This window comes from Pseudomonas sp. IT-P171 (assembly GCF_949767765.1).
Taxonomy (GTDB): Bacteria; Pseudomonadota; Gammaproteobacteria; order Pseudomonadales; family Pseudomonadaceae; genus Aquipseudomonas; species Aquipseudomonas fluorescens_B.
The window spans coordinates 115,661-142,173 of record NZ_CATKQN010000001.1; the positions used below are offsets into that span (position 1 = coordinate 115,661).

The window sequence follows — 26,513 nt, forward strand, 5'->3', positions numbered from 1 at the left end:
GACGGGGCTCCTTTGGTCAGCCAAGGGATTCAGTTAATCACTGCCCCGAGGCCGAACAAAGTGGCATATCCGCCTAACTGTCGGCGCTTTCGCCTTGTTCTGGACAGAGCACCCGACGATAAAGGGCAGCCTGCAAGTCTTCGAACTTCACCGGCTTGCTCAGGTGATCAATCAAGGCACCCGTTGGGCAGCGTTCCCGATCAGCGCTCAAGGCAATCATGAACACCGGCAATTGCTCGCAGCCCGGCAGCGCACGGATCTGGCAGCACAGTGACGCGCCATCCAGCGACGGCAATTGGCCATCGATCAGCACGGCATCAAAGGTTTCACGCTGCAAGAGATCCAGCGCGGCCACGCCAATGTCGGCCGTTCGCACCCGGAACCCGAGCTTGAGCAACATGCCGCGCATCACCAGCTGATTAATGCTGTTTTCATCCACCAGCAGCACGGTGCAGTCCTGCGGCAGGCGCAGACGCGGGAACTCCCGCGTCATCATGGGCGTTGAGACTCGCTCTACCACTGGCAACTCAAACTCGACGTCGAGCTGGAAGCGACTGCCACGACCGGGCTCAGAGCGGTGAGTCAGATGCCCGCCAAGCAAGTCGACCAGTTGCCGACAGATCGCCAGGCCGACGCCCAGACCGCCGTATTCCCGGGTCATCGAGCCGTCGAGCTGGAAAAAGCGCTGGTACAGCGTCGCCTCGCCCAAATCGGTGAAGCCGATACCGGTGTCGATCACTGCAAAGGACAGTGCCACCCGGTCGGGGCCTACGGGTTTACCCGTGACCCGCAACGCCACGCCGCCCACACGAGTGAACTTGATGGCGTTGTCCAGCAGGCATTCCAGGCATTGCGCCAACTTGATGTTATCGCCGTGCAAACGGTCCGGCAGGCCTGGCGCGAGGTCAACCTTGAAGTCCAGTGACTTGCCTGACGCATTGCCTTCGAACTGCACCCGCAAGGCATCGACCACACTGCGCAAACTGAAGGGGGACGCATTGGCCTTGAGCTTGCCGGCCTGCAATTCGGTCAGGGTGAGGATGCCGTTGACCATGCGCATCATGTCTCGCGCCGAACCGGCGGCCGTTTGCTGGTATTGCTCCAGTTCCGGGTCCATCTCGACGGTTTGCATCAATTCCAGCGAACCGATCACACCGTTCATGGGCGTGCGCAATTCGTGGGTCAGCGTGGCGAGGAATTCATCCTTGAGCTTGTTGCTGTGCGCCAGTTGCTGGTTGAGCACTTCGAGCTTTTGCCCGGCATCGAACAAGGTCTGCGCCTGTTGCTCGCGCATGGCGTTGATGCGGTCGGCCAGGGCCAGGGACAACAGCGCCACTTCGATGGCCGAGCCGATCTGGCTGGAATACATGGTCAGGAACACGTTCGGCAGGTAACCCAACACCATCAGCGTGTTGATGATGCCGCCGAGCAAAAACGCCGACCAGGCGATGATGAAATACCGAGCCACCCGCAGGCCGCGCCACCAGGCGAAAAACCCCGCGGCGAAAATCACCACGGTGAACGTCAGGGCCAGCGTCGTCGCCAGACGCAAGGCCAGGGCGTAACTGGTCATCAACGACAACCCGACGACCACCGCCCCGAATGCAATCAACGCCAGCAGCAAGCGATCGAGCCAGCGATTGAGGGTCGCCGTCTGCAGGAAGCTGCGGGCGAACTGACTGCCGAACAGCCCTGCGCAACCGATGAAGAACGGCGTCGCGGCGTTGGCCCACCAGGGATTGTTCGGCCAGAAATATTGCACGGCCGCGCCGTTCACTGACAGTTGATACAGCCCGAACGAGGCAATGTAGAAGATGTAATAGAGGTAGCTGGTGTCGCGCACGCTGAGGTAGATGAACAGGTTGTAGACCAGCATCCCCAGCAACACGCCATAAATCAGGCCCAGCACGTAGAGCCGCACCGGCTGTTCTTCAAGGAATGCCGTGCTCGACCACAACGTGACCGGCGCCTGGATCGACCCTTCGCTCTGCAGGCGCAGGTACAGGGTTTGCGGTTGGTCCGGGGTGAAGTTCAGATCGAACAAATAGTTGTTCTGGCGAATTTCGCGACTGTCGAACGGCAAGGCATCGCCGGTCTGACGGGCCAATCGATAGGCACCGGCAGCATCGGGCAAGTACAGGTCGAGGTGATCGAGGGGAGGATAGGCCAGCTCCAGCAACCACGTCCGTTGGGTCGCGGGGTTGGTCGGGCGGTAATTCAAGTCGATTTTCAGCCAAAACACCGAACGCGAGTAGCCGGCGTTGAGGGTGGCTTTATCGTGGGGCTTGAAGTGTCCGGCCGCCGCTTGCGCACGGATATCGTCGATGGTCGCCTGACCATCGGCATCTTCGAACACTTGCAGGGTTCGGCCCAAGGGCAGGCTTTGAGTGAATTCATCGAATTCGACTGCGCTCGCCATGAGGGGCAAGCAAAACAGCAACATCAGCAAATAGCGCATTTAAGCCCCAGCGTGGCCTGTCCGGTTATCTCAGGAAGCCCCTCATTCCCTTTGAGTAGACGTAAAACCGGTATTACCTGTTATTGGTTTGGATCCACTCTAGCATAGCCGTTGATGGCCATTGAACACCATTGAAATATTTCCTGCAAAGGCTCTAGTACGGGCGTTCCAGCGGAACACATTGAGCCAGAGCTGTTTGCTCGGTCAGATTCTGACAATCCCGGCAAGTGGCATTGCCAGCCCATGACTCTCTATCGGCAGGACTGGCGGGCACTGCACCCGAAAATCGATGTTTGGTGGTAAGCTCGCGCACCATGAATATCTACAGCTCTCGCCCCGTTGTCCTCTGTCTCTCCGGCCACGACCCAAGTGGTGGCGCCGGCTTGCAGGCAGATATCGAAGCCCTGCTTGCCCAGGGTTGTCATGCGGCCCCGGCCGTCACCGCCCTGACCGTGCAAGACACGGTCAATGTCACTGACTTTCGCGTCCTCGACCGAGAGTGGGTGCTGGCTCAGGCCAACGCCGTGCTCAACGATTCCGAAGTCGCTGCCGTCAAACTGGGCATGCTCGGCTCCCTGGAAATGGTCGACACCGTCGTCGAACTGCTGCAGGCGCACCCGCACTTGCCGATGGTCTGCGACCCGGTGCTGCGCGCCGGCGGTGGCGGACGACTGGGCAAGGATGAAGTCGGCTACGCCATGCGCGAACGCCTGCTGCCTTTGGCCATCATCGCCACCCCTAACCTTCCCGAAGCCCGCATCCTCGCCGAACTGCCCGAAGGCACCGCGGACGAGTGCGCTGAAAAACTCCTGCCCTACGTCAAACACCTGCTGATCACCGGCGGCCATGGCGATGAAGATGAAATCCACAATCGCCTGTACAGCCGCGACGGTAGTCGCGAAACTTTCACCTGCCAGCGCTTGCCCGGCAGTTACCACGGTTCCGGTTGCACACTGGCCAGCGCCCTCGCCGGTCGTCTGGCCCAGGGTGAAAACCTCGTCAGCGCCGTGCAGACCGCGCTTAACTACACGTGGCGCACCCTGCGCGATGCAGAGCAGCTGGGCAAAGGTCAGTTCGTGCCGCGCCGCCTGCCACTGGATTTCTGTTCGTAACGCCATGAGGCATGTCCGATGAAACTACGTGGCCTTTACGCCATTACCGATAGCCAGTTGCTGGCCGGTAAATTCCTGTCGTACGTGGAAGCCGCGCTGGAAGGCGGCGTCACCCTGCTGCAATACCGCGACAAGAGCAGCGACGAGGCCCGCCGCTTGCGAGAGGCCGAAACCCTGCGCGATCTGTGCGAACGCTACAAGACTCAGTTGATCATCAATGACGACGCCGAGCTGGCTGCGCGCCTGAACGTCGGCGTGCACCTGGGCCAGACCGATGGCCCGCTGACCCCGGCCCGTGCGCTGCTGGGTCGCCAGGCGATCATCGGTTCAACCTGCCACGCGCAACTCGAACTCGCCGAACAAGCCGCCAAGGAAGGCGCCAGCTACGTCGCCTTCGGCCGTTTCTTCAACTCCAATACCAAACCCGGCGCACCGACCTGCAGCCTTGAGTTGCTCGATCAGGCCCGCAGCAAACTGCACCTGCCGATCTGCGCAATCGGCGGCATCACCCTGGACAACGCTGCGCCACTGGTGGCCCACGGGGTCGATCTGCTGGCGGTGGTCCACGGCCTGTTTGGCGCCGAAAGCACGGCGGAAGTCACCCGTCGCGCCCGCGCCTTTAATGCCCTGCTTTCCAAGTAGCCTTAAAAGTCTGATTTGAGAGTCCCATCATGTCTCGTTCCGAAACCCTGTTTGCCAATGCCCAGAAACACATTCCCGGTGGCGTGAACTCGCCTGTTCGCGCATTCAAGAGCGTGGGCGGCACGCCGTTGTTCTTCAAACACGCGGAAGGCGCCTACGTCACCGACGAAGACAACAAGCGCTATGTGGATTACGTCGGTTCCTGGGGCCCGATGATCCTCGGCCACAGCCATCCGGACGTGCTGGACGCGGTACGCAAACAGCTGGAGCACGGCTTGTCGTACGGGGCCCCGACCGAGATGGAAACCGAAATGGCCGACCTGGTCTGCTCGATCGTGCCGTCGATGGAAATGGTGCGCATGGTCAGCTCCGGCACCGAAGCGACCATGAGCGCGATTCGCCTGGCCCGCGGTTTTACCGGCCGCGACAGCATCATCAAGTTCGAAGGCTGCTACCACGGTCACTCTGACAGCCTGCTGGTCAAGGCCGGTTCCGGCGCCTTGACCCAAGGCGTGCCGAGCTCGGCCGGCGTACCGGCCTCCTTTGCCAAGCACACCCTGACCCTGCCGTTCAACGACATCGACGCCGTGGCAACCATGCTCGCCGAAGTCGGCCAGGACGTGGCCTGCATCATCGTCGAGCCGGTGGCCGGCAACATGAACTGCGTACCGCCGGCGCCGGGCTTCCTCGAAGGCCTGCGGACCCTGTGCGACAAGCACGGCGTGGTGCTGATTTTCGACGAAGTGATGACCGGTTTCCGCGTCGCTCTCGGCGGTGCTCAAGCGCATTACGGCGTCACGCCAGACCTGACCACGTTCGGCAAGATCATCGGTGGCGGCATGCCGGTTGGCTGCTTCGGCGGCAAACGCGAAATCATGTCGCACATCGCGCCACTGGGTCCGGTTTATCAGGCGGGCACCTTGTCGGGTAACCCGCTGGCGATGGCGGCCGGTCTGACGACTTTGCGCCTGATCAGCCGCCCCGGCTTCCACGCCGAACTGAGCGACTACACCAGCCGCCTGCTCGATGGCCTGCAACAGCGCGCCGATGCTGCCGGCATTCCGTTCGTGACCACGCAGGCCGGCGGCATGTTCGGCCTGTACTTCAGCGGCGCCGACGACATCGTCACGTTTGATGATGTGATGGCCAGCGACGCGAAGCTGTTCGGCCGTTTCTTCCACCTGATGCTCGAAGGCGGCGTGTACCTCGCGCCGAGTGCATTCGAAGCCGGCTTCACCTCGATTGCCCACGGCGAAACCGAGTTGAAACTGACACTGGATGCCGCCGAGCGCGCATTTGCCGCACTGAAATAATGCTGAGCCGCTGACGTTGGCGATTGCCAGCGTCAGCTTTTGCCTACATTCCAGCGTCTTTTCTTACTCATCTGCCGATAATCCCCCGTAAACCGGGCGATATATTCCCCGCGCAGCAGAAAAACGAGTAAAGACTTTGTAAGGTTGGCCCTGCTTATTTCATAATGCGCGCTTATTGGATCCCTCGATGGGTCCGCGCGCCCCTCAGAGGTAAGTCGATTCCCATGAACCGCACCGGCCGCGCCCTTGCATTGGGCTGCCTGTTGCTCCTTCAGCCCCTGCTCGCGCTCGCACAAGCAGGCGGCAACTCGTTGTTAATCCCAGCGATGGGTCGCTGCACCCTCAATACCCAGCCGCAAGACCTGGAACAGGCGCTCGCCGCCTGCCAGAAAGCGTCGGATGACGGGGATGCGCAAGCGCAATACGAGTTGGGTGAGTTCTACTACGACGGCAAAAACACCCCGCGCGACCTCAAGAAAGCCCTGGATTACTTCGAAAAGGCCTCGCTGCAAGGCCATGCCCAGGCGCAATTCAAACTCGGCACCATGTTCTTCCACGGCGAAGGCGTACCGGCCAATAACGTCCAGGCGTATATCGTGCTGAAAATGGCCGCGGTCAATGGTGCGGAAGAAGCGCTGGATACTGCGGACGAAGTCGCCGAGAAGATGCCGCGTGAAGAACTTGAGGTAGCGACTCAGGTGCTTGGGCAGATCTTCCGCAAGTACCTGATGGAATTGCAAAGTGCCGATGGGCGTACACCGTTTTCGCCACTGCCCTGATTGACGCAGGCCCCTGTGGCGAGGGAGCTTGCTCCCGCTCGGCTGCGCAGCAGTCGTAACGTCAAACAATGCGGTGAATCAGAAAAACGGTATTTGCAGAGTTTAGGGCCGCTTCGCGCCCCAGCGGGAGCAAGCTCCCTCGCCACAAACAACCCAGTTCATTTCAAAAGCTTTCCTGCCTACTTCTCCGGCATCGGCATCGGAAACGGCATGACATTGCCGACCGCACCGCGGGCTTCGCTGATTTTCGGCGTGCCAAGACGCTCGACTTCGTCGATGCGCACGATCGAATGCATCGGCACAAAACTGCGCACGACACCTTCGAACTGAGCCTTGAGCTTCTCTTCGCTCGGGTCGACGACCACTTGCGTGCGCTCGCCAAAGACGAACTCTTCCACTTCCAGGAAGCCCCACAGATCACTTTGATAGATCTGCTTGGCGTACATTTCGTACACCTGGCCCTGGTTGAGGAAAATCACCTTGTAGATTGGAGCTTCACGTTTGGTCATGGTGGGCGAGCAACACATCGGGGGATAAAAATGAGGGCGCGAACTATAGCATAGCCACCGGACGCACAGCGGTAGGAACCTTGGAGCATGTTCCCTATAATGCGCGGTTCTTTGAATCACGTGATGACTGTATCCATGGCCAAGAAGCTTTACATCGAAACCCACGGTTGCCAGATGAACGAGTACGACAGCTCGCGCATGGTCGATCTGCTGGGCGAACACCAGGCCCTGGAAGTCACCGCTCGCGCTGAAGACGCCGACGTGATCCTGCTCAACACCTGTTCGATCCGCGAACGCGCCCAGGACCGGGTGTATTCCCAGCTCGGCCGCTGGCGTGAACTGAAACTGGCGAACCCGGAGATGGTGATTGCCGTCGGCGGTTGTGTCGCCAGTCAGGAAGGCGCCGCCATCCGCGATCGCGCTCCTTATGTCGACGTGGTCTTCGGCCCGCAAACACTGCACCGCCTGCCGGAAATGATCGACGCCGCCCGCGCCACCAAATTGCCGCAAGTGGACGTCTCGTTCCCGGAAATCGAAAAATTCGACCATTTGCCGGAGCCGCGCATCGATGGCCCGAGCGCTTACGTCTCGGTCATGGAAGGCTGCAGCAAATACTGCACGTTCTGCGTAGTGCCCTACACTCGCGGCGAAGAAGTCAGCCGACCGTTCGATGACGTGATTGCCGAAATCATCCACCTCGCTGAAAACGGCGTGCGGGAAGTGACGTTGTTGGGCCAGAACGTCAACGGCTATCGCGGCACCACCCACGACGGTCGCCTCGCGGATCTGGCCGAGTTGATTCGTGTCGTCGCGGCTGTCGATGGCATCGATCGGATTCGCTACACCACGTCCCATCCGCTCGAGTTCTCCGACAGCCTGATCCAGGCTCACGCCGAAGTGCCGGAGCTGGTGAAGCACCTGCACCTGCCGGTGCAATCCGGTTCGGACCGCATTCTTTCGGCGATGAAGCGCAACCACACCGCGCTGGAATACAAATCCAAACTGCGCAAGTTGCGCGCGGCCGTGCCAGGGATCTGCATCAGCTCGGACTTTATCGTCGGCTTCCCCGGCGAGACCGAAAAAGACTTCGAACAAACCATGAAACTGATCGAAGACGTCGGTTTCGACTTCTCCTATTCGTTTGTCTACAGCCAGCGCCCGGGCACGCCGGCAGCCGATCTGGCCGACGAAACGCCGGAAGAGCTGAAAAAAGAACGACTGAACGCCCTGCAACATCGCCTGAACCAGCAGGGTTTCGAGATCAGCCGACAAATGGTCGGTTCGATCCAGCGGATTCTGGTCACCGATTACTCGAAAAAAGACCCCGGCGAGCTGCAAGGCCGGACCGAGAATAACCGGATCGTCAACTTCCGCTGCGACAATCCAACCCTGATCGGCCAATTCGCCGATGTGCACATCGATGCGGCGCAACCGCACTCGCTGCGGGGTTCACTGATCCAGTAACCCCCGTCACAGAGAACCTTTGTGGCGAGGGGATTTATCCCCGTTGGGTTGCGCAGCAGCCCCAAAAACAGGACTGCTGAGCAGCCCAACGGGGATAAATCCCTTCACCACAGTTCAGGCGTCAAATTTCAGCATCCATTTAAGAGCTTTCGCACCCGCCTCACTGGCGTTATCCTTGATTTCATCTTAATTGCCCCAGGGCGGCTAAATACGACCTTGAACGCACCCATAGAACCACATCGTTTCATCCTCGAGCCCTTTGAGGCTCGCCGCTTCGCCAATCTGTGCGGGATGTTCGACGAGCACCTGCGCTTGATCGAGCAACGCCTGACCATCGAGATCCGCAACCGCGGAAACCAGTTCGAGCTGATCGGCGACCCCAAACACACCACCTCCGCGGAAAACCTCCTGCGCCGTCTGTACCGGGAAACCAAAGGTACCGAGCTGTCGCCGGACGTGGTTCACCTGTTCCTGCAGGAATCGGCCGTCGAAGCGCTGGACAACGTTTCCCCGTCCGAACCCTCCGTGGCCCTGCGCACCAAGAAAGGCATGATTCGCCCTCGTGGCTTGAATCAGTTGCGCTACGTGAAGGAAATCCTCGGTAACGACATCAACTTCGGCATCGGTCCGGCCGGTACCGGCAAGACCTATCTGGCCGTCGCCTGCGCGGTAGACGCGCTGGAACGCGAGCAGATCCGACGCATCCTGCTGGTCCGACCGGCGGTTGAAGCGGGCGAAAAACTCGGCTTCCTGCCGGGCGACCTGTCGCAAAAGATCGACCCGTACCTGCGCCCGCTCTACGACGCACTCTACGAAATGCTCGGCTTCGAATACGTCGCCAAGCTGATCGAGCGCCAGGTGATCGAAGTTGCGCCGCTGGCCTACATGCGCGGTCGCACGCTGAACAACAGTTTCATCATCCTCGACGAAAGCCAGAACACCACCGTCGAGCAGATGAAAATGTTCCTGACCCGGATCGGCTTCGGCTCCACGGCGGTCATCACCGGTGACATCACCCAGGTCGACCTGCCCAAAGGCACCAAGTCCGGGCTGCACCATGTGATCGAAGTGCTGAAAGACGTGCCGGGCATCAGCTTCACCCATTTCATGCCCAAGGACGTTGTGCGCCATCCACTGGTGCAGCGGATCGTCGAAGCCTATGAGCGCTTCGAGAATCGCGTGGCCGACGAAACGCCAAAGGACAGTCGCCGCGATGCTTGAGCTTGATCTGCAACTCGCGACTGAAGCGCCCGCCCCCAGCGAAGCCGAGTTCCGCCAATGGTGCGAACTGGCCCTGCGCCAGCGTACCGCCGACTCCGAAATGACCATTCGCCTGGTCGACGAAGCCGAAGGCCGCGAACTGAACCACACCTGGCGGCAGAAAGATTACGCCACCAACGTGCTGTCGTTTCCGGCCGATGTGCCTGATGAGTTTCTCGATATCCCGCTGCTGGGCGATCTGGTGATCTGCGTGGCGGTGGTCGAGCGCGAAGCCGCGGAACAAGGCAAGGAGCCAACGGCCCACTGGGCACATCTGGTCATTCACGGCTGCTTGCATCTGCTGGGTTACGACCATATAGATGACGACGAAGCCGAAGAAATGGAAGCGCTGGAACGAACGTTGCTTGCCGAACTGGGCTATCCCGATCCGTACGCGGACGACGAAATTGAAACATCCACTATCGTGACAACAAAGGATTCAGAGTAATCGCTATGAGCGAAGATCGATCGAGCAACGGGCAGAAGTCATGGCTGGGTAAACTCACCCAGGCTTTTGCCCACGAGCCGAAGAACCGCCAGGAGCTGCTGGAGCTTCTGCGCGATGCGCACCAAAACAAGTTGCTGGACAGCGAAGCGCTGGCCATCGTCGAAGGCGCCATCCAGGTTGCGGACTTGCAAGTACGGGACATCATGGTCCCGCGCTCGCAGATGATCAGCATCAAGGCGACCCAGACACCCCGCGAGTTTTTGCCGGCCGTGGTCGACTCGGCCCACTCCCGTTACCCGGTCATCGGCGAAAGCCACGATGACGTGATGGGCGTGCTGCTGGCCAAGGACTTGCTGCCGTTGATCCTCAAGGAGAACGGCGACAGCTTCAACATCAAGGACCTGCTGCGTCCGGCCACCTTCGTGCCCGAGTCCAAGCGCCTGAATGTGCTGCTGCGCGAGTTCCGCGCCAACCACAACCACATGGCCATCGTTATCGATGAGTACGGCGGTGTGGCGGGTCTGGTGACCATCGAAGACGTACTGGAACAGATCGTCGGCGACATCGAAGACGAGCACGACGTCGAAGAAGACAGCTACATCAAGCCTCTTCCCAGCGGTGATTTCCTGGTCAAGGCCCTGACGCCGATCGAAAACTTCAACGAGTTCTTCGACAGCGAATTCTCCAACGACGAGTTCGACACCGTCGGTGGCCTCGTGATGAGCGCGTTCGGGCACTTGCCAAAACGCAATGAAATCACTGAAATAGGCCCCTATCGCTTCCGCATCCTGAACGCCGACAGCCGTCGGATTCACTTGCTGCGCCTGACGCCTATTGCCCGGTAATTCTAAGGATTGAAATGCATCGTATGACCCGCCCCGGCTGGCCCGGTAACCTGCTGGCCGTGGCGGCCGGTGCACTCACCACCCTGGCCCTGGCGCCGTTCGACATTTGGCCGCTGGCGTTGCTGGCGGTCGGCTTTTTCTACGCCGGCTTACGTGAACTGAACCCCCGCCAGGCCCTGGGCCGTGGCTGGTGCTTCGGTTTCGGCCTGTTTGGCGCCGGCACCAGCTGGATCTACTACAGCATTCACAACTTTGGCGGCGCTTCGGTGCTGCTCGCCGGGTTTCTGATGCTGCTGTTCACCGCGGCGATTGCCTGGTTCTTCGCACTGCCGGCCTGGATCTGGGCGCGCTGGTTGCGTCGCAACGAGGCGCCGCTGGCCGATGCGATGGCGTTTGCGGCGTTGTGGGTCGGCCAGGAAGCGTTTCGCGGCTGGTTCCTCACCGGCTTCCCGTGGCTTTATTCCGGTTACAGTCAGCTCGACGGCCCGTTGGCCGGGCTCGCCCCCGTAGGCGGGATGTGGCTGGTGTCCTTCACCCTGGCCTTGACCGCCGCACTGATCTACAACGCTTCGCGCCTGATCAAGACCGGTCGCAAAGCCTTTATCGTGGCGGGTGCGCTGCTGTTGGTCGGCCCTTGGGTCGCCGGCATCGCGCTTAAAGGCCATGCCTGGACCAGCCCGTCTGGCCCTGCGCTGAGCGTCGCGGCGATTCAAGGCAATATCGAACAAAGCATGAAGTGGGACCCGGCGCAGCTCAACGCGCAGCTGGCGCTGTACCGCGACATGAGCTTCAGCTCGAAACGGGTCGACCTGCTGATCTGGCCGGAAACGGCGGTCCCGGTGCTCAAGGAGTCCGCCGAGGGCTACCTGAGCATGATGGGCAATTTCGCCGCAGAGCGTAAAACCGCACTGATCACCGGCGTACCCATCCGCCAGGAAGTCCGCCACGAGAAGCGTTTTTTCAACGGCATCACCGTCGTCGGCGAAGGCGACGGCACTTACCTCAAGCAGAAGCTGGTGCCGTTCGGCGAATACGTGCCATTGCAGGACATACTGCGCGGCCTGATCGCCTTCTTCGACCTGCCAATGTCGGACTTTGCCCGCGGCCCCGCCGATCAGGCGATGCTGCAAGCCAAGGGCTATCAGATTGCGCCGTACATCTGCTACGAAGTGGTTTACCCGGAGTTTGCCGCCAGCCTCGCGGCTCGCAGCGATCTGTTGCTGACCATCAGCAACGACACCTGGTTCGGCACTTCCATCGGCCCGTTGCAACATTTGCAGATGGCGCAGATGCGCGCGCTGGAGGCCGGCCGCTGGATGATCCGTGCCACCAACAACGGCGTGACCGGGCTCATCAACCCGTTCGGTCAGATCACCACGCAGATCCCGCAGTTCGAACGCGGCATCCTGTACGGCGAAGTGGTTCCAATGCATAACCTGACGCCTTACCTGCAATGGCGTTCGTGGCCGTTGATCATCGTGTGCGTGTTGTTGTTTGGCTGGGCGTTGATCGCGAACCGGATGGCCAAAACCGTTTAATCGCAGCGCCTGCAAAAGATTTTCAGCGGTAAAACAATGAATACCCGATCTGGCCCACCGCCTCATTCATCAGCTGCCCGCTCTGCCAGATCGACTTGAACTCAGGCATCCAGCCACCCAATGGCCGGGCATTGTCCACGCTTAGGAACCCCACTGGTGCGGGCACCACCTCAAATCCTGCTTTCTGGAAACTCCAGACCGCCCGCGGCATGTGCCAGGCCTGCGTCACGACCACAACACGCTTGATCCCCTGTGGCAGCAACACCTCGGCACTGAACTGCGCATTTTCCCAGGTTGTACGGCTGCGCCCTTCCTGCCAACGCACGGTTACACCGAAATCATCGAGTAACGAGTCCGCCATCAATCGGGCTTCTGTCGGTGGCGTGCCGTAATGCAGGCCGCCACTGGTCAGGATCGGCAAGCCTGACGCCTTGGCCAGTCTTGCGGCATAACGTTCTCGCTCCAGACCGACACCGGTCGGCTGATCGTCGCCCCAAGCCAGATCGCCCCGCTCACGCCCGGAACCCAGCACCACGATCGCATCAGCGCGCTGACTCAGGGTCGCCCATTCGGTGCGATCCAGCGCCGGCTCCCGCTCCAGCGCCTTGGCGCTCCATTGCACTACCACCGGCAAACTCATCAGCCAGAAGCCACCGAAGCCCAGCGCAAAGCACAGTCCGGCCAGCCGTGGCCTCGAGCGGCGAAACCACCAGGCAAGCGCCAGCAACAGCAATAAAATGCCGGGCGGCAGCAGAAGTTGTTTTACGAAATAACGAAAAGGCATCGAGCATCTCCAGAAGATGCTCGAAGCCTAAGTGGATTGACGCAATGCGACAACAAATGCGGAAGGACTATGCTTCAAAAAACCATGTGTCATGGCTTCAAGTGCCCTTACTTGAATTGCAGAGACCGGACCTTTACCGCGTCCCTGCCCGGTGCCTTGTCCTTGAGCCAGATGATCTTGGCCGAACGTGGTGCGTCTAGTTGCTTCACTGCTTCTGACAAGCATCCGTGTGTTTCACGTTCACAGCGGTCCAGATACGCCTTGACCAGTGCAAATTCTGCGGGGCTCAGGCCACGCAACTCCAGCTCAAGGGGGCATTCATCGCGCAATCGGCCAGCGGTTTTTGCCGCGTCCAGGGCCATTCCCAGACGATCGATCAGTCTTTCGTACAGCTCCGGCTTTGTAACTTTTTGCTGTGACTCAACCATCCCTCACCTCATTGAAGATAAGACTCACTCCCCATTTAGAGCTTAGCTTCGCTGAACAAACCGGCTGGATGCCGCGACCAACGGCCCTCGCGGCCCTTTTTGCAGGACGCGCGGCAGTAATCAGGGTTTCCCTCGGTAGAGTGCGGTCATGTATGCTACGGCGCTTCCTGTAACTCCACTTCCAGCTCGCTTGGGCATCGCAACGCCGATTTGGCGTGATCACCGTCCAGCGTTGCATTGAAGAGGATTAGGCCACCCCTATTCAGTTCAAAAGTAGCCATGCACGAACAATATCAGCCCCGTGAAATCGAAGCCGCCGCCCAGTCATTCTGGGACGAGCAAAAGTCCTTTGAAGTCAGTGAACAGCCAGGCAAGGAGACGTTCTACTGCCTGTCGATGTTCCCTTACCCCAGCGGCAAGCTACACATGGGGCACGTGCGCAACTACACCATCGGCGACGTGATCTCCCGCTACCAGCGCATGCAAGGCAAGAACGTCCTGCAACCCATGGGTTGGGACGCCTTCGGCATGCCGGCGGAAAACGCCGCGATGAAGAACAACGTAGCGCCCGCCAAGTGGACCTACGAAAACATCGCCTACATGAAAACCCAGCTGCGCAGCCTGGGCCTGGCGGTGGACTGGTCCCGTGAAGTGACCACCTGCAAACCGGATTACTACCGCTGGGAACAATGGCTGTTCACCCGCCTGTTCGAAAAAGGCGTGATCTACAAGAAAAGCGGCACCGTGAACTGGGACCCGGTCGACCAGACCGTCCTGGCCAACGAACAGGTGATCGACGGTCGCGGCTGGCGTTCCGGCGCGCTGATCGAAAAGCGCGAAATCCCGATGTACTACTTCAAGATCACCGCCTACGCGGATGAACTGCTGGAGAGCCTCGACGAACTGACCGGCTGGCCTGAACAGGTCAAGACCATGCAGCGCAACTGGATCGGCAAATCCCGCGGCATGGAAGTGCAGTTTCCGTACAACGTCGACTCCATCGGCGAAACCGGCGCACTGAAAGTCTTCACCACCCGTCCGGACACCCTGATGGGCGCGACCTACGTTGCCGTGGCCGCCGAACACCCCCTGGCCACCCTGGCCGCACAGAACAACCCTGAGCTGCAGGCGTTCATCGCTGAATGCAAGGGCGGCAGCGTCGCCGAAGCCGACGTCGCCACTCAAGAGAAAAAGGGCCTGCCGACCTCGCTGTTCGTCGAGCACCCGCTGACCGGCGAGAAACTCCCGGTATGGGTCGCCAACTATGTGCTGATGCACTACGGCGATGGCGCGGTGATGGCTGTTCCGGCTCACGATGAACGTGATTTCGAGTTCGCCACCAAGTACAACCTGCCGATCAAATCCGTGGTGCGCACCAGTTCCGGTGACACCAACCCGGCCCCTTGGCAGGATGCGTACGGCGAGCACGGCACGCTGATCAACTCCGGCGAATTCGACGGCCTCGACTTCCCAGGCGCGTTCGACGCCATTGAAGTCGCGCTGCTCAAGAAGAACCTCGGCGCCTCGCGCACCCAGTTCCGCCTGCGCGACTGGGGCATCAGCCGCCAGCGCTACTGGGGTTGCCCGATCCCGATCATTCACTGCACCACCTGCGGTGATGTGCCGGTCCCGGAAGATCAACTGCCGGTCGTGTTGCCCGAAGACGTGGTACCGGACGGCGCTGGTTCGCCATTGGCGCGCATGCCTGAGTTCTACGAGTGCAGCTGCCCGAAATGCGGTGCACCGGCCAAGCGTGAAACCGACACCATGGACACCTTCGTCGAGTCCTCGTGGTACTACGCCCGTTACGCCTCGCCACACTATGAAGGCGGTCTGGTGGAAAAATCGGCGGCCGATCACTGGTTGCCGGTGGATCAATACATCGGCGGTATCGAACACGCGATCCTTCACCTGCTGTACGCGCGCTTCTTCCACAAGCTGATGCGCGACGAAGGCCTGGTGAGCTCCAACGAGCCGTTCAAGAACCTGCTGACCCAGGGCATGGTGATCGCCGAGACTTACTATCGTCGCGAAGCCAACGGTGCCTACACCTGGTTCAATCCGGCGGACGTCGAACTCGAACGCGACAGCAAGGCCAAGGTCATCAGCGCCAAACTGATCGCAGATGGCCTGCCGGTAGAAATCGGCGGCACCGAGAAGATGGCCAAGTCAAAGAACAACGGCGTCGACCCTCAGTCGATGATTGACCAGTTCGGTGCAGATACCTGCCGCCTGTTCATGATGTTCGCCTCGCCACCCGACATGAGCGCGGAATGGTCCGACTCCGGAGTAGAAGGTTCGCACCGTTTCCTCAAGCGCGTCTGGCGCCTGGCTCAAGCCCACGTCACTCAGGGCCTGCCGGGCAACCTGGACGTCGCCAGCCTGAACGACGAGCAGAAAGCCGTTCGCCGTTCGATCCACCTGGCCATCAAGCAGGCCAGCCACGACGTCGGCCAGAACCACAAATTCAACACGGCCATCGCCCAGGTGATGACGCTGATGAACGTACTGGAAAAGGCCCCGCAAGGCACTGAACAGGATCGCGCGCTGGTTTATGAAGGTCTGGAAGCCGTGACGTTGCTGCTGGCTCCGATCACCCCGCACATCAGCCACGAGCTGTGGAATCAACTGGGTCACGCAGACCCGGTGATCGACGCCGGTTGGCCGGTGGTGGACGAAACCGCACTGGTTCAGGACAGCCTGACGCTGGTCATCCAGGTCAACGGCAAGCTGCGCGGCCAGATCGAGATGCCGGCCTCCGCGACTCGCGAAGAAGTCGAAGCCGCTGCCCGTGTCAACGAGAACGTGCTGCGCTTCGTCGATGGCCTGACTATTCGTAAAGTGATCGTAGTGCCCGGGAAACTGGTCAATATCGTCGCCAGCTAATTGGATCAGGCGCCAGGGAGCCTGGCGCCGAGTAAAACCTTTCGGGCCGCACGGTCGGCCCACATGGTTTCAAGGGGAGCAACAAGATGATCAAACGCAATTTGCTGGTGATGGGCCTTGCGGTCCTGTTGAGCGCCTGCGGTTTCCAGCTGCGCGGCACCGGTACCTATGAACTCGCCTTCAAGGAACTCGACCTGAGTGCACGCAACTCCTATGGAGAAACCGTGACCATGATGCGTCAGTTGCTGGAGAGCAGCGGCGTCAATATCCACACGGGCGCACCTTACAAACTGGTGCTGGCCGATGAGCAGGAAAGCCAGCGCATCCTCAGTTATGCGGGCGCCGGTCGTACTGGCGAGTACCAGGTCACTACAGTACTCAACTACGACATCCGTGGTGAGCACAATCTTGCGCTGCTGAGCGACAAGCTCGAAGTGCAGAAAGTCTTTATCCACGACGGCAACAACCTGGTGGGTTCCGATCAGGAGGCCACCGATGCTCGCAAGGAGATCCGTCGCGAACTGGTACAACGCATGATGTTGCGCTTGCAGCAACTGTCGCCGGCCCAGCTGGATCAGTTGCAACAGACCGCCGAGGCCAAGGCCAAGGCTGAAGCTGCGGCACTGGAAGCCGCACAGAAGGCTGAAGCGGAAACGCCGCGTCAGTCGCCTATCGAAATCCCGCAGCAGTAAGACTTACGGGGCGCTCAGGCGCCCCGTTCGCCCTCTCTTATGAAACTCGCCCCCGCCCAACTCGCCAAACACTTGCAAGGTGCTCTCGCGCCGGTCTACGTCATCAGTGGCGACGACCCGTTGCTGTGCCAGGAAGCCGCTGACGCCATTCGTGCCGCCGCTCGCCAACAGGGTTTCGACGAACGCCAAGTGTTTGCCGCCGACGCCAGTTTCGACTGGGGCACGTTGCTGCAGGCCGGCGCAAGCATGTCGTTGTTCGCTGAAAAACGCCTGCTGGAGCTGCGTCTGCCGTCCGGCAAACCCGGTGACAAAGGGGCGGCCGCGTTTATCGAATACTGCTCGCGACCAGCTGAAGACACCGTGTTGCTGATCAGCCTGCCGAAACTCGATGGCAGTGCGCAGAAAACCAAGTGGGGCAAGGCGCTGGTCGAAGGCCAGCACACTCAGTTCGTGCAAATCTGGCCGGTGGATGCCAACCAGTTGCCGAGCTGGATCCGCCAGCGCTTGTCCCAGGCCGGGCTCTCCGCCAGCCAGGACGCCGTCGAGCTGATCGCCGCGCGCGTCGAAGGCAATCTGCTGGCCGCCGCCCAGGAAATCGAAAAGCTCAAGCTGATGGCCGAAGGCGGCCAGATCACCGTCGAGACCGTACAAGCGGCGGTAGCCGACAGTGCGCGCTTCGATGTCTTCGGCTTGACCGATGCGATTCTCAACGGTGAAGCAGCGCATGCCCTGCGTATGCTCGAAGGCTTGCGCGGTGAAGGCGTCGAGCCGCCGGTGATTCTCTGGGCCCTGGCCCGTGAACTGCGCCTGCTCGCCAACCTGTCGCTGCAATACAGTCAGGGCGTGCCGCTGGACAAAGCCTTCAGCTCTGCCCGACCGCCGGTCTGGGACAAACGCAAACCGCTGATGAGCAAAGCCCTGCAACGCTACTCGGCACAACGCTGGGCGCAGCTGTTGCTGGAAGCACAGCGGATTGACGCACAGATCAAAGGCCAGGCTGCGGGTTCGCCGTGGATGAGTCTGAGTCGGTTGTCGCTGTTGATGGCCGGGCAAAGATTGTCATTGCCAGCGGAGTAAGATCAAAAGATCCTGCTTCCTACACAAAACACATCCATTTGCACTGTAGACAGAACCCCAACTTCGGCAGATGATTTCCCCCGCAACCCCCACTCACTTGCGAGAAGTCATCATGAGCAAAAAGCCATCTAAAAATGGCCCCAACAAGGCCAAATCCATCATCGCCCAGCCACTGTTCCGCAGCCGTCAGGAACGAGCCGGCAAGGGCAAAGGCAGCTACCGCCGCGAAGCCTTCCAGTCTGACAACTGGGAGGCTTCTTACTTTCTGGCGGCCTGAAAGGCAAGCCAGCGCTCAACATGTTAAGGTCTGCACCTGATTCGTATTCCCTGGACCCGTGCATGCCCTTTTGTATTTCCCGTCGTTGGCACCTGCGCCAATTGATAGCTGCCTCCAGCCTCGTTCTGCTTGTCGCCTGCGCGGAAAAACCGACCGCCGCCGACGCCCAACCGCTTCAGACCCTTCCCGTCGCGACAGCCCCTGCGGTGATCCCGCCCGTGGTGCCGACCGGAGAAAATCTCGACATCCTGCCGACCCAGACCTTCGCCGAATGGCAGGCGGGTTTTCGCAAGGATGCCCTGGCCGCCGGCATCCGCGCCGACCTGTTTGATCGCGCCTTCGCCAATGTCAGCCTGGACACCAGCGTAATCCGTGCCGACCGCAGCCAGCCGGAGTTTTCCCGCCCGGTGTGGGAATACCTCGACGGCGCCCTGTCGCCGCTGCGTGTGCGCAAAGGCCAGGCGCTGGTCAACCAATACGCCGACATCCTGCAAAGCATCGAACAACGCTACGGCGTCGATCGTCAGGCGCTGGTCGCGGTGTGGGGCATGGAAAGTAACTTCGGCCAGTTTCAGGGCAGCAAGTCGGTGATCAACTCCCTGGCGACCCTGGCCTACGAAGGCCGGCGCCCTGGTTTCGCCCATGCGCAATTGATCGCGGCCCTGCAGATCCTGCAACAGGGTGATATCGAGCCGGAGCAGATGCTCGGTTCCTGGGCCGGCGCCATGGGCCAGACCCAGTTCATCCCGACCACCTACAACACCCATGCCGTGGACTTCGATGGCGACGGTCGCCGCGACATCTGGGGCAGCTCCGCCGACGCCCTGGCCTCGACCGCCCACTACCTGCAAAGCTCTGGCTGGCAAAAAGGTCAGCCGTGGGGCTTTGAAGTTCAGCTACCGGGGAGCTTCAACTACGTGCTGGCTGATGGCACGATCCGCAAGACTGTCGCCGAATGGCGGCAACTGGGCGTGACGCTGCCTAACGGCGGACAGGTTCCAGCGGGCTCCGAATACCTGTCCGCAGCGCTGTTGCTGCCGGCGGGTTACCGCGGCCCGGCATTCCTGGTGCTCGACAACTTCCGTGCGATCCTCAAGTACAACAACTCTTCGTCCTATGCGCTGGCGGTCAGTTTGTTGTCCGAACGTTTCAACGGCGCGGGTCTGATCAACGGCACCTGGCCCAAGGATGATTTGCCGCTGAGCCGTACCGAGCGGATCGAGCTGCAAAACCTGCTGAGCGCCCAGAAATACGATGCAGGCACCGCCGACGGCATCATTGGTGCCAACACCCGCAAGGCGATTCGCAGTGCGCAGCAGTCGTTTGGCTGGCCGGCGGATGGGTACCCGACGCACAAGTTGCTCGAAGGCCTGCGTAACCGCTAAAAACAAAAGATCGCAGCCTTCGGCTGCTCCTACAGGGTTTTGCATTCACCTGTAGGAGCTGCCGAAGGCTGCGATCTTTTTTGTAGCCCCGCTACTTACCTGACCACCACATCCTGCTCCAGCACCAATTCCTTGCTCCCCGCATCCAGCCTCACCAACGCCCCCAGCGGCAACGTCAGGTTCGGATCGCAATGCCCGCTGCGCCACCCCGACAGCACCGGTATCCGCAACGGCTCAAAGGTCTGCTTGAGCAAACGCTCCAGCGCGACCGTATCGACCCCCGCCACATCCCCTACCAGAACCCCGCGCAGCTTGCCCAGCGTGCCGGCCAGACGCAGATGAGTCAGCAGCCGGTCAATCCGATACAACGGCTCGTTGATGTCCTCGATAAACAGAATGACGCCCTCGGCATCGATTTCATAAGGCGTGCCCATGGTCGCGGCAATCATCGCCAGATTGCCTCCCAACAAGCGCCCGTGAGCGATACCAGGCTCGATGGTCGTCAACGGATAGGCCACCGGGTGCGCCAGCACGCTGCCCGCCTTCACCTGCCCTCTGAGCATGTTGAAAAACGAAGCCTCGGTAGGCTTTTGCTTGTCACCCAACAGATCGGCATTGAGCAACGGACCATGAAAGGTCACGAACCCCGCATAACGGCTGATCGCCAGGTGCAGCGCCGTGATATCGCTGTAGCCGATGAACGGCTTGGCGTTGTTTTGCAGCAACTCGAAATCGATGCGGTCGAGCAAACGCGGTGTGCCGTAACCGCCGCGCAGACAAATGATTGCATCGACCTCACAGTCGGCGAACGCCGCGTGCAAGTCATTGAGGCGCACATCGTCGCTGCCGGCCAGGTACCCGTCCTGCTCGTAGACACCGGGAAAAATTCGCAGCGCGTAACCGCGGGCCCGCATCCAGGCCACGGCTTTGTCGGTGTCCAGGGCTGCGGGGCCGGCAGGCGCGATTACGCCGATCAGCCCTTCCCGGGGCAACGCCGGCACCGGCGTATGTGGAAACAGTGTGTGGGTCGGTCGAACGGTCATCCATGAATCTCCCTGCGCGAAATCTTCAGCACACAGTAGTCAGGAACGGGGACAAACAGAAGAGGGTCAGTCGCCCCGCAGGTTGCAGGAAAAAACGGTGATCGCCGTAGGCAAGGCGAAAAAATGCCCGCAGGGCCGGAAAGCCATGCGGGCATTTTGTATTTCTCACCGCGTGATCAGGACGACATCAGCTCGGCTTTAACCAGCTTCGCCTGCTCGTCGGCGTGGTACGAGGAACGTACCAGCGGGCCGGAAGCGACGTTCTTGAAGCCCATTTTGTAACCTTCCTCGGCGAACCAGGCGAAGGTGTCCGGGTGCACGAAACGCTGCACCGGCAAGTGGCTGCGGGACGGTTGCAGGTACTGGCCCAAGGTCAGCATGTCGATGTCGTGTTCACGCATGCGCTTCATGACTTCGATGACTTCTTCGTCTGTCTCGCCCAGACCCAGCATCAGGCCGGACTTGGTCGGAATGTGCGGCATCATCTGCTTGAAGCGTTGCAGCAGGGTCAGCGACCACTGGTAGTCCGAACCCGGACGCGCAGCCTTGTACAGGCGCGGCACGGTTTCCAGGTTGTGGTTGAACACATCCGGTGGCTCGGCGGCGGTGATTTCCAGCGCGACGTCCATGCGGCCACGGTAGTCCGGAACCAGGGTTTCGAGCTGCACATTCGGCGACAGCTTGCGGATCTCGCGGATGCAGTCGGCAAAGTGCTGGGCACCGCCGTCACGCAAGTCGTCGCGGTCAACCGAGGTGATCACCACGTATTTCAGTTTCAGGTCGGCAATGGCGATGGCCAGGCTTTCCGGCTCATTGACGTCCAGTGGTTTCGGACGGCCGTGGCCCACGTCGCAGAACGGGCAGCGACGGGTGCAGATATCGCCCATGATCATGAACGTCGCGGTGCCGCCGGAGAAGCACTCGCCCAGGTTCGGGCAGGACGCTTCTTCGCACACGCTGTGCAGCTTGTGTTTGCGCAGCAGGGCCTTGATGCGGTCGACTTCCGGGGAAACCGGGATGCGCACGCGGATCCAGTCGGGTTTCTTCGGCAGCTCGGTGGTCGGGATGATCTTCACCGGGATGCGTGCAACCTTCTCGGCGCCGCGCAGCTTGACGCCGGCTTCTACCTTGGCACGCGGGGCCGGACGCTCGGTGACATCCAGCGTCGGGATCATGGTTTGCACTGCATCAGTAGTCATATCAGTCGATTCCGCCCGTTAGGGTCGTCTGCTCAGCATAGTCGAGGTGTTTGACGAGCTGCGCGCGCAGCCGGGCACTTACCTCGGCAAATTCAATCGATCCTGCGTGATCGCTCAGCTGGGTCATCGCCAGCCCGGCGTAGCCGCAGGGATTAATCCGTCGAAACGGTTCCAGGTCCATGTCCACGTTCAGGGCCAGGCCATGAAAGGAACAACCGTGGCGGATCCGCAGACCCAGGGAAGCGATTTTCGCGCCGTCGACGTAGACGCCCGGCGCATCCGGCTTCGCCGCGGCAGTGACGCCGTAACTGGCCAGCAGCTCGATCAGGCAGTGTTCCATGCGGGTGACCAGGTCACGCACGCCGAAACCGAGCTTGCGTACATCGAGCAACAGGTAGGCCACCAACTGACCGGGGCCGTGATAAGTCACCTGGCCACCACGATCGACCTGCACCACCGGAATATCCCCTGGCAGCAACAAGTGCTCGGCCTTGCCGGCCTGGCCCTGGGTGAACACCGGTGGGTGTTCCACCAGCCAGATCTCGTCAGCGGCATCGCTACCACGCTCGTTGGTGAAGCGCTGCATGGCATGCCAGACCGGCTCGTATGCCATCTGGCCGAGGTCGCGAAAGCCCAGCGTGCCAGACATCACAGCACCATGTGCACGAAACCGGTAGCCCGCAACTCGCTGTTGATGTCGTACAGCTGTTCTTGACCGGTGGCGATGATGTGCAGCTGGATAGTCGTGTACTTGCCGTTGGTACTCTGGCGCTCGGCCAGGGTCTTGTGGTCAACGGTCGCGTGTTTCTCGAGGATCGCGATGATCTTGTCCTTGAAACCCACGCCGGTGTCGCCGATCACCTTGATCGGATAATCCGCGCAGGGGAATTCGATCTTTGGCGCATTTACTTCGGTGTCTGTCATGGCGTAACGGCCTCGTAAGCCGTGGCAACGGACATGGCCCCGCTCCGGATTGGAGCGAGGCCATGAGAGTCCACACTAATTCAGTTGAACAAGCCGTAGAAGAATAGACGGATGCTATCCCACATGCGACGGAAGATACCACCCTCGTCGACCGCGTCCAGGGCGATCAGGTCAGCGCTGTGCACCACCTTGTCGTCCAGTTTCACTTCGACTTTGCCGATCACGTCGCCCTTGGCGATTGGCGCAACCAGTTGCGGGTTCATGGTCATGCTGGCGGCGAGCTTTTTCAGCTGGCCTTTTGGCAGGGTCATGGTCAGGTCTTCAGCCAGGCCGGCCTTGACTTGATTGGTGCTGCCTTTCCAGACAGGGGCCTGGGCCAGCTCGGCGCCTTTCTGATAGAAGGTCTGGGTTTCGAAGAAACGGAAACCATAGGTCAGCAGCTTCTGGGTTTCCGATGCGCGGGCCACTTCGCTGTTGGTGCCGAACACCACCGCGATCAGGCGCATGCCATCACGAACGGCCGAAGACACCATGCAGTAGCCGGCTTCTTCGGTGTGGCCGGTTTTCAGACCGTCAACGGTCTTGTCACGCCACAGCAGCAGGTTGCGGTTAGGTTGCTTGATGCCGTTCCAGAAGAACTCTTTCTGCGAGTAGATCGCGTAGTGAGCCGGGTCTTCGTGGATGATCGCGCGAGCCAGCACGGCCATGTCGTGGGCCGACGAGTAGTGCTCCGGGTTCGGCAGGCCGGTCGGGTTCATGAAGTGGCTGTTGGTCATGCCCAGGTCGGCCACGGTTTTGTTCATCATGTCGGCGAAAGCGTCTTCGCTGCCGGCGATGTGCTCGGAGAGCGCAACACTGGCGTCGTTGCCCGACTGAATGATGATGCCGTGCAGCAGGTCGCTGACCGTCACTTGCGAACCGACCTTGATGAACATCCGCGAACCGCCGGTGCGCCAGGCGTTTTCGCTGACGGTCACCGGATCGTTTTCGCCGATCTGGCCACGACGGATTTCCAGGGTCGCGATGTACGCGGTCATCAGCTTGGTCAGGCTGGCAGGCGGCAGACGCTGGTCACCGTTGTTCTCGACCAGCACGTTGCCGCTGCTGGCATCCATGAGCACGTAGGCTTTGGCGGCCAGTTGTGGCGGCGACGGCATCATCTCGACCGCAAAAGCGGCAGGCGAGAGGAGCAGCGGGACTAGAAGGCACAGGCGTTTGGCAAAGGTGGTGATGTTCATCCGTCTCTCGAAATCGCTAATGGAAACTGCCCGAGGGCAAAACTAATCAGACAACCTTCTAACGGGTTGTCGCGTGTTCAGTCGTTCACTCAGAACCCTTGCCGGGCTTTTGTTCTTCAACGAGCCAACAACCAGGTTCACCCCTGAAACTGCAAGTGAACCGTCAATCAAGTACTACGTATTACTCGGCGGTGACCACGCTCGGCGAACCGAGATTGGCCAGGCGCACACTGTTCTGCACTTGCTGGATTTCACCCGGCGAGCCGATCGGCCCCAGGCGCACCCGATGCAGTGTCTGTTGATTGCGCACGATCGAGCTGATGAACACCGGAGCGCTCACCATCCCGCTGAGCTTCGATCTCAGGAGCTCTGCAGCGTCCGGGTTGGCGAACGCGCCCACCTGCAGATACTGGCCAGAGGCTGGTACAGAAGCGTTTTTTTTTGCATCGATCTGCACGGGCACGACGGCCGCGGCGTGTTGCTGCGGCGGTGGCGTCCATTGTTCGACCGTACCGGCCGAAGCGGTAATCGTCGGCGCGGTATTTTGCGCGACTTGCGGCTCGTTGAGCATCAAAGGTGCCGGACGGCCCTTGGCCGCCCACCATTGCTGCGGATCGATGCCTTCGACCTTGACCCGCGCAGTGCCGGTTTCGGCATAGCCGAGTTTTTTCGCCGCCGCGTAGGACAAGTCGATAATGCGGTCCGAGTAGAACGGGCCACGGTCATTGACCCGCAGGATCACGGTCTTGTTGTTGTCCAGGTTGGTCACCCGAACGTAACTTGGCAGTGGCAAGGTCTTGTGGGCGGCACTCATGCCATACAGGTCATAGACCTCGCCGTTGGCGGTGTTCTGGCCGTGGAACTTGGTGCCATACCAGGACGCCGTGCCCGAGGCGACGTAGGTCTTGGATTCCTGCAGCGGGAAGTAAGTCTTGCCCAGTACGGTGTACGGGTTGGCCTTGTAAGGACCGGTGTGCAGGGTCGGTGTGGCATCCGGGATGCGCGATACGTCGACATCCCACCACGGTGCGCCATCTTTGTGGGCGCGGTTGATGTCCAGCCCCGGCGCCGAGCGCACGGCGGTGGAAGAAGACTTCTGTGTCGGCGAGCGGCTGGTCGAACAACTGGCGACCAGCACCGCCAACGCGGCGAATGCCATCAGCTTCAGGGGTTTATTCATAGGCAATGCCCGCATTACTTGACGCCCCGTGCTTGGACCAGCTGTTCAGACAGTTGATGTACCGCCATGGCGTACATCACGCTGCGGTTATAACGCGTGATAGCGTAAAAATTCGTCAGGCCCATCCAGTATTCAGGGCCATTGTCACCTTCCAGGCGGAATGCCGTGACCGGCATATCATCGCGCAGCGCATCATGACTTGACCACCCCAGCGCCCGCAACTCCCCGACGGTTTTAGTCGGTTCGATGCCGGTGGTCAAACCTTCGTCGACCTGCTCGCCACGCACATCCGCGCGGCTGACCACCGGTTCACCGGCCACCCAGCCGTGACGTTTGAAGTAACTGGCAACGCTGCCGATGGCATCGTCGGGATTGGTCCAGATATTAATGTGGCCGTCACCGTCGAAATCCACCGCATAGGCGCGGAAGCTGCTCGGCATGAACTGCGGCAAGCCCATCGCCCCGGCGTAGGAGCCCTTGAGGGTCAGTGGATCGACCTGTTCTTCTCGAGCCAGCAACAGGAACTCACGCAATTCCTTGCGGAAGAATTCGGCACGGGGAGGATAGTCGAAACCCAGGGTCGACAAGGCGTCGATTACCCGGTAATTGCCGGTATTGCGACCGAAAAAGGTCTCAACGCCGATGATCGAGACAATCACCTGGGCCGGGACACCGTATTCCTGCTCGGCGCGTGCCAGTACCGCCTCGTGCTGCCGCCAGAAATCCACGCCGCGGGCAATGCGCGCGTCGGTAATGAACATCGGACGATATTCGTTCCACTGCTTGACCCGCTCGGCGGGTTTCGAGATCGCGTCCAGAATCGTTTGCTTGCGCTCGGCTTCGCGGAACACGCCCATCAGCTGTTCACCGGCAAAGCCGTAGTCGCGGGTCATTTCACCGACGAATTCGGCCACCTGGGGTGTGCCTTCGTAATCGCCGGCCAACGCGTCCTGCGCAGTGCCAAGGATGCTTACCAGGCCGACCCATGGCGCGTATCGAGTCGCCCAGCCACGCATTACTTGCATTGAAATC

Annotated in this window: 25 protein-coding genes; 14 read left to right on the plus strand and 11 right to left on the minus strand. The window is 60.5% G+C overall.

Going from position 1 to position 26,513, the window contains the following annotated elements:
- Positions 1 to 73: 73 nt before the first annotated feature.
- Positions 74 to 2,458, minus strand: a complete 2,385-nt coding sequence (locus ACM6I5_RS00555; RefSeq protein WP_414878121.1) for a 7TM diverse intracellular signaling domain-containing protein — start codon at positions 2,456 to 2,458, stop codon at positions 74 to 76.
- A gap of 314 nt (positions 2,459 to 2,772) precedes the next feature.
- Between ACM6I5_RS00555 and ACM6I5_RS00560 the strand changes: the two genes are divergently transcribed.
- From ACM6I5_RS00560 to ACM6I5_RS00575, 4 genes are all read left to right on the plus strand, one after another.
- Positions 2,773 to 3,570, plus strand: coding sequence for a hydroxymethylpyrimidine/phosphomethylpyrimidine kinase (locus ACM6I5_RS00560; protein ID WP_414882994.1), 798 nt, complete (start codon positions 2,773 to 2,775; stop codon positions 3,568 to 3,570).
- An 18-nt stretch (positions 3,571 to 3,588) separates the two neighbouring features.
- Positions 3,589 to 4,212 (plus strand): thiamine phosphate synthase, encoded by a 624-nt coding sequence (gene thiE, locus ACM6I5_RS00565; protein ID WP_017340978.1) that lies wholly within the window; start codon positions 3,589 to 3,591, stop codon positions 4,210 to 4,212.
- A 29-nt stretch (positions 4,213 to 4,241) separates the two neighbouring features.
- Positions 4,242 to 5,525, plus strand: coding sequence for a glutamate-1-semialdehyde 2,1-aminomutase (gene hemL, locus ACM6I5_RS00570; RefSeq protein WP_017340979.1), 1,284 nt, complete (start codon positions 4,242 to 4,244; stop codon positions 5,523 to 5,525).
- 224 nt (positions 5,526 to 5,749) lie between these two features.
- On the plus strand, positions 5,750 to 6,304 hold the full coding sequence (locus tag ACM6I5_RS00575; protein WP_017340980.1) for a tetratricopeptide repeat protein: 555 nt from the start codon (positions 5,750 to 5,752) through the stop codon (positions 6,302 to 6,304).
- A gap of 179 nt (positions 6,305 to 6,483) precedes the next feature.
- Here the strand turns inward: ACM6I5_RS00575 and ACM6I5_RS00580 are convergent, their stop codons facing one another.
- Complete coding sequence (locus ACM6I5_RS00580) at positions 6,484 to 6,813, minus strand: DUF1820 family protein (protein ID WP_007894425.1); 330 nt, start codon at positions 6,811 to 6,813, stop codon at positions 6,484 to 6,486.
- 135 nt (positions 6,814 to 6,948) lie between these two features.
- Between ACM6I5_RS00580 and miaB the strand changes: the two genes are divergently transcribed.
- The 5 genes from miaB (at position 6,949) to lnt (ending at position 12,368) form a co-directional block, all read left to right on the plus strand.
- The gene (gene miaB, locus ACM6I5_RS00585) at positions 6,949 to 8,277 is read left to right on the plus strand and encodes a tRNA (N6-isopentenyl adenosine(37)-C2)-methylthiotransferase MiaB (RefSeq protein ID WP_031319146.1); all 1,329 of its coding nucleotides are present in this window, start codon (positions 6,949 to 6,951) and stop codon (positions 8,275 to 8,277) included.
- 216 nt (positions 8,278 to 8,493) lie between these two features.
- Complete coding sequence (locus tag ACM6I5_RS00590) at positions 8,494 to 9,498, plus strand: PhoH family protein (RefSeq protein ID WP_031319147.1); 1,005 nt, start codon at positions 8,494 to 8,496, stop codon at positions 9,496 to 9,498.
- Positions 9,491 to 9,985, plus strand: a complete 495-nt coding sequence (gene ybeY, locus ACM6I5_RS00595) for an rRNA maturation RNase YbeY (protein WP_017340983.1) — start codon at positions 9,491 to 9,493, stop codon at positions 9,983 to 9,985. Before ACM6I5_RS00590 ends, ybeY begins: the two co-directional genes overlap by 8 nt.
- 5 nt (positions 9,986 to 9,990) lie before the next feature.
- Entirely contained in the window at positions 9,991 to 10,830 is an 840-nt protein-coding gene (locus ACM6I5_RS00600; protein WP_017340984.1) for an HlyC/CorC family transporter, read from the plus strand.
- A gap of 14 nt (positions 10,831 to 10,844) precedes the next feature.
- The gene (gene lnt, locus ACM6I5_RS00605; RefSeq protein ID WP_414882995.1) at positions 10,845 to 12,368 is read left to right on the plus strand and encodes an apolipoprotein N-acyltransferase; all 1,524 of its coding nucleotides are present in this window, start codon (positions 10,845 to 10,847) and stop codon (positions 12,366 to 12,368) included.
- Between the two features lie 22 nt (positions 12,369 to 12,390).
- Here the strand turns inward: lnt and ACM6I5_RS00610 are convergent, their stop codons facing one another.
- Positions 12,391 to 13,152: a YdcF family protein gene (locus ACM6I5_RS00610; protein WP_017340986.1), complete on the minus strand. Its 762-nt coding sequence runs from the start codon at positions 13,150 to 13,152 to the stop codon at positions 12,391 to 12,393.
- Between the two features lie 107 nt (positions 13,153 to 13,259).
- Complete coding sequence (locus ACM6I5_RS00615; protein WP_017340987.1) at positions 13,260 to 13,580, minus strand: hypothetical protein; 321 nt, start codon at positions 13,578 to 13,580, stop codon at positions 13,260 to 13,262.
- A gap of 279 nt (positions 13,581 to 13,859) precedes the next feature.
- Here ACM6I5_RS00615 and leuS point away from each other — a divergent pair, with 279 nt between their 5' ends.
- The 5 genes from leuS to ACM6I5_RS00640 all read left to right on the plus strand — a co-directional run bounded on the left by leuS (position 13,860) and on the right by ACM6I5_RS00640 (position 19,897).
- Entirely contained in the window at positions 13,860 to 16,466 is a 2,607-nt protein-coding gene (gene leuS / locus ACM6I5_RS00620) for a leucine--tRNA ligase (protein ID WP_414882996.1), read from the plus strand.
- A gap of 86 nt (positions 16,467 to 16,552) precedes the next feature.
- Positions 16,553 to 17,158, plus strand: coding sequence for an LPS assembly lipoprotein LptE (gene lptE / locus ACM6I5_RS00625; protein WP_017340989.1), 606 nt, complete (start codon positions 16,553 to 16,555; stop codon positions 17,156 to 17,158).
- Positions 17,159 to 17,197: 39 nt separating this feature from the next.
- Complete coding sequence (gene holA / locus ACM6I5_RS00630) at positions 17,198 to 18,235, plus strand: DNA polymerase III subunit delta (protein ID WP_017340990.1); 1,038 nt, start codon at positions 17,198 to 17,200, stop codon at positions 18,233 to 18,235.
- A 112-nt stretch (positions 18,236 to 18,347) separates the two neighbouring features.
- Complete coding sequence (gene arfA, locus ACM6I5_RS00635) at positions 18,348 to 18,512, plus strand: alternative ribosome rescue factor ArfA (RefSeq protein WP_017340991.1); 165 nt, start codon at positions 18,348 to 18,350, stop codon at positions 18,510 to 18,512.
- A gap of 62 nt (positions 18,513 to 18,574) precedes the next feature.
- Complete coding sequence (locus ACM6I5_RS00640) at positions 18,575 to 19,897, plus strand: lytic murein transglycosylase (protein WP_017340992.1); 1,323 nt, start codon at positions 18,575 to 18,577, stop codon at positions 19,895 to 19,897.
- Positions 19,898 to 19,992: 95 nt separating this feature from the next.
- Here the strand turns inward: ACM6I5_RS00640 and ACM6I5_RS00645 are convergent, their stop codons facing one another.
- From ACM6I5_RS00645 to mltB, 7 genes are all read right to left on the minus strand, one after another.
- Positions 19,993 to 20,940, minus strand: a complete 948-nt coding sequence (locus ACM6I5_RS00645) for a S66 peptidase family protein (protein WP_017340993.1) — start codon at positions 20,938 to 20,940, stop codon at positions 19,993 to 19,995.
- Positions 20,941 to 21,116: 176 nt separating this feature from the next.
- A complete protein-coding gene (lipA, locus tag ACM6I5_RS00650; protein ID WP_007946663.1) occupies positions 21,117 to 22,139 on the minus strand; it encodes a lipoyl synthase in 1,023 nt (340 codons plus the stop codon).
- A 1-nt stretch (position 22,140) separates the two neighbouring features.
- Complete coding sequence (gene lipB / locus ACM6I5_RS00655; RefSeq protein WP_017340994.1) at positions 22,141 to 22,788, minus strand: lipoyl(octanoyl) transferase LipB; 648 nt, start codon at positions 22,786 to 22,788, stop codon at positions 22,141 to 22,143.
- Positions 22,788 to 23,063 (minus strand): DUF493 domain-containing protein, encoded by a 276-nt coding sequence (locus tag ACM6I5_RS00660; protein WP_017340995.1) that lies wholly within the window; start codon positions 23,061 to 23,063, stop codon positions 22,788 to 22,790. Before ACM6I5_RS00660 ends, lipB begins: the two co-directional genes overlap by 1 nt.
- An 80-nt stretch (positions 23,064 to 23,143) precedes the next feature.
- Positions 23,144 to 24,301 (minus strand): D-alanyl-D-alanine carboxypeptidase family protein, encoded by a 1,158-nt coding sequence (locus ACM6I5_RS00665; RefSeq protein WP_414878124.1) that lies wholly within the window; start codon positions 24,299 to 24,301, stop codon positions 23,144 to 23,146.
- Positions 24,302 to 24,482: 181 nt separating this feature from the next.
- The gene (locus ACM6I5_RS00670) at positions 24,483 to 25,496 is read right to left on the minus strand and encodes a septal ring lytic transglycosylase RlpA family protein (protein ID WP_017340997.1); all 1,014 of its coding nucleotides are present in this window, start codon (positions 25,494 to 25,496) and stop codon (positions 24,483 to 24,485) included.
- Complete coding sequence (mltB, locus tag ACM6I5_RS00675) at positions 25,496 to 26,506, minus strand: lytic murein transglycosylase B (RefSeq protein ID WP_017340998.1); 1,011 nt, start codon at positions 26,504 to 26,506, stop codon at positions 25,496 to 25,498. Before mltB ends, ACM6I5_RS00670 begins: the two co-directional genes overlap by 1 nt.
- Positions 26,507 to 26,513: the final 7 nt, after the last annotated feature.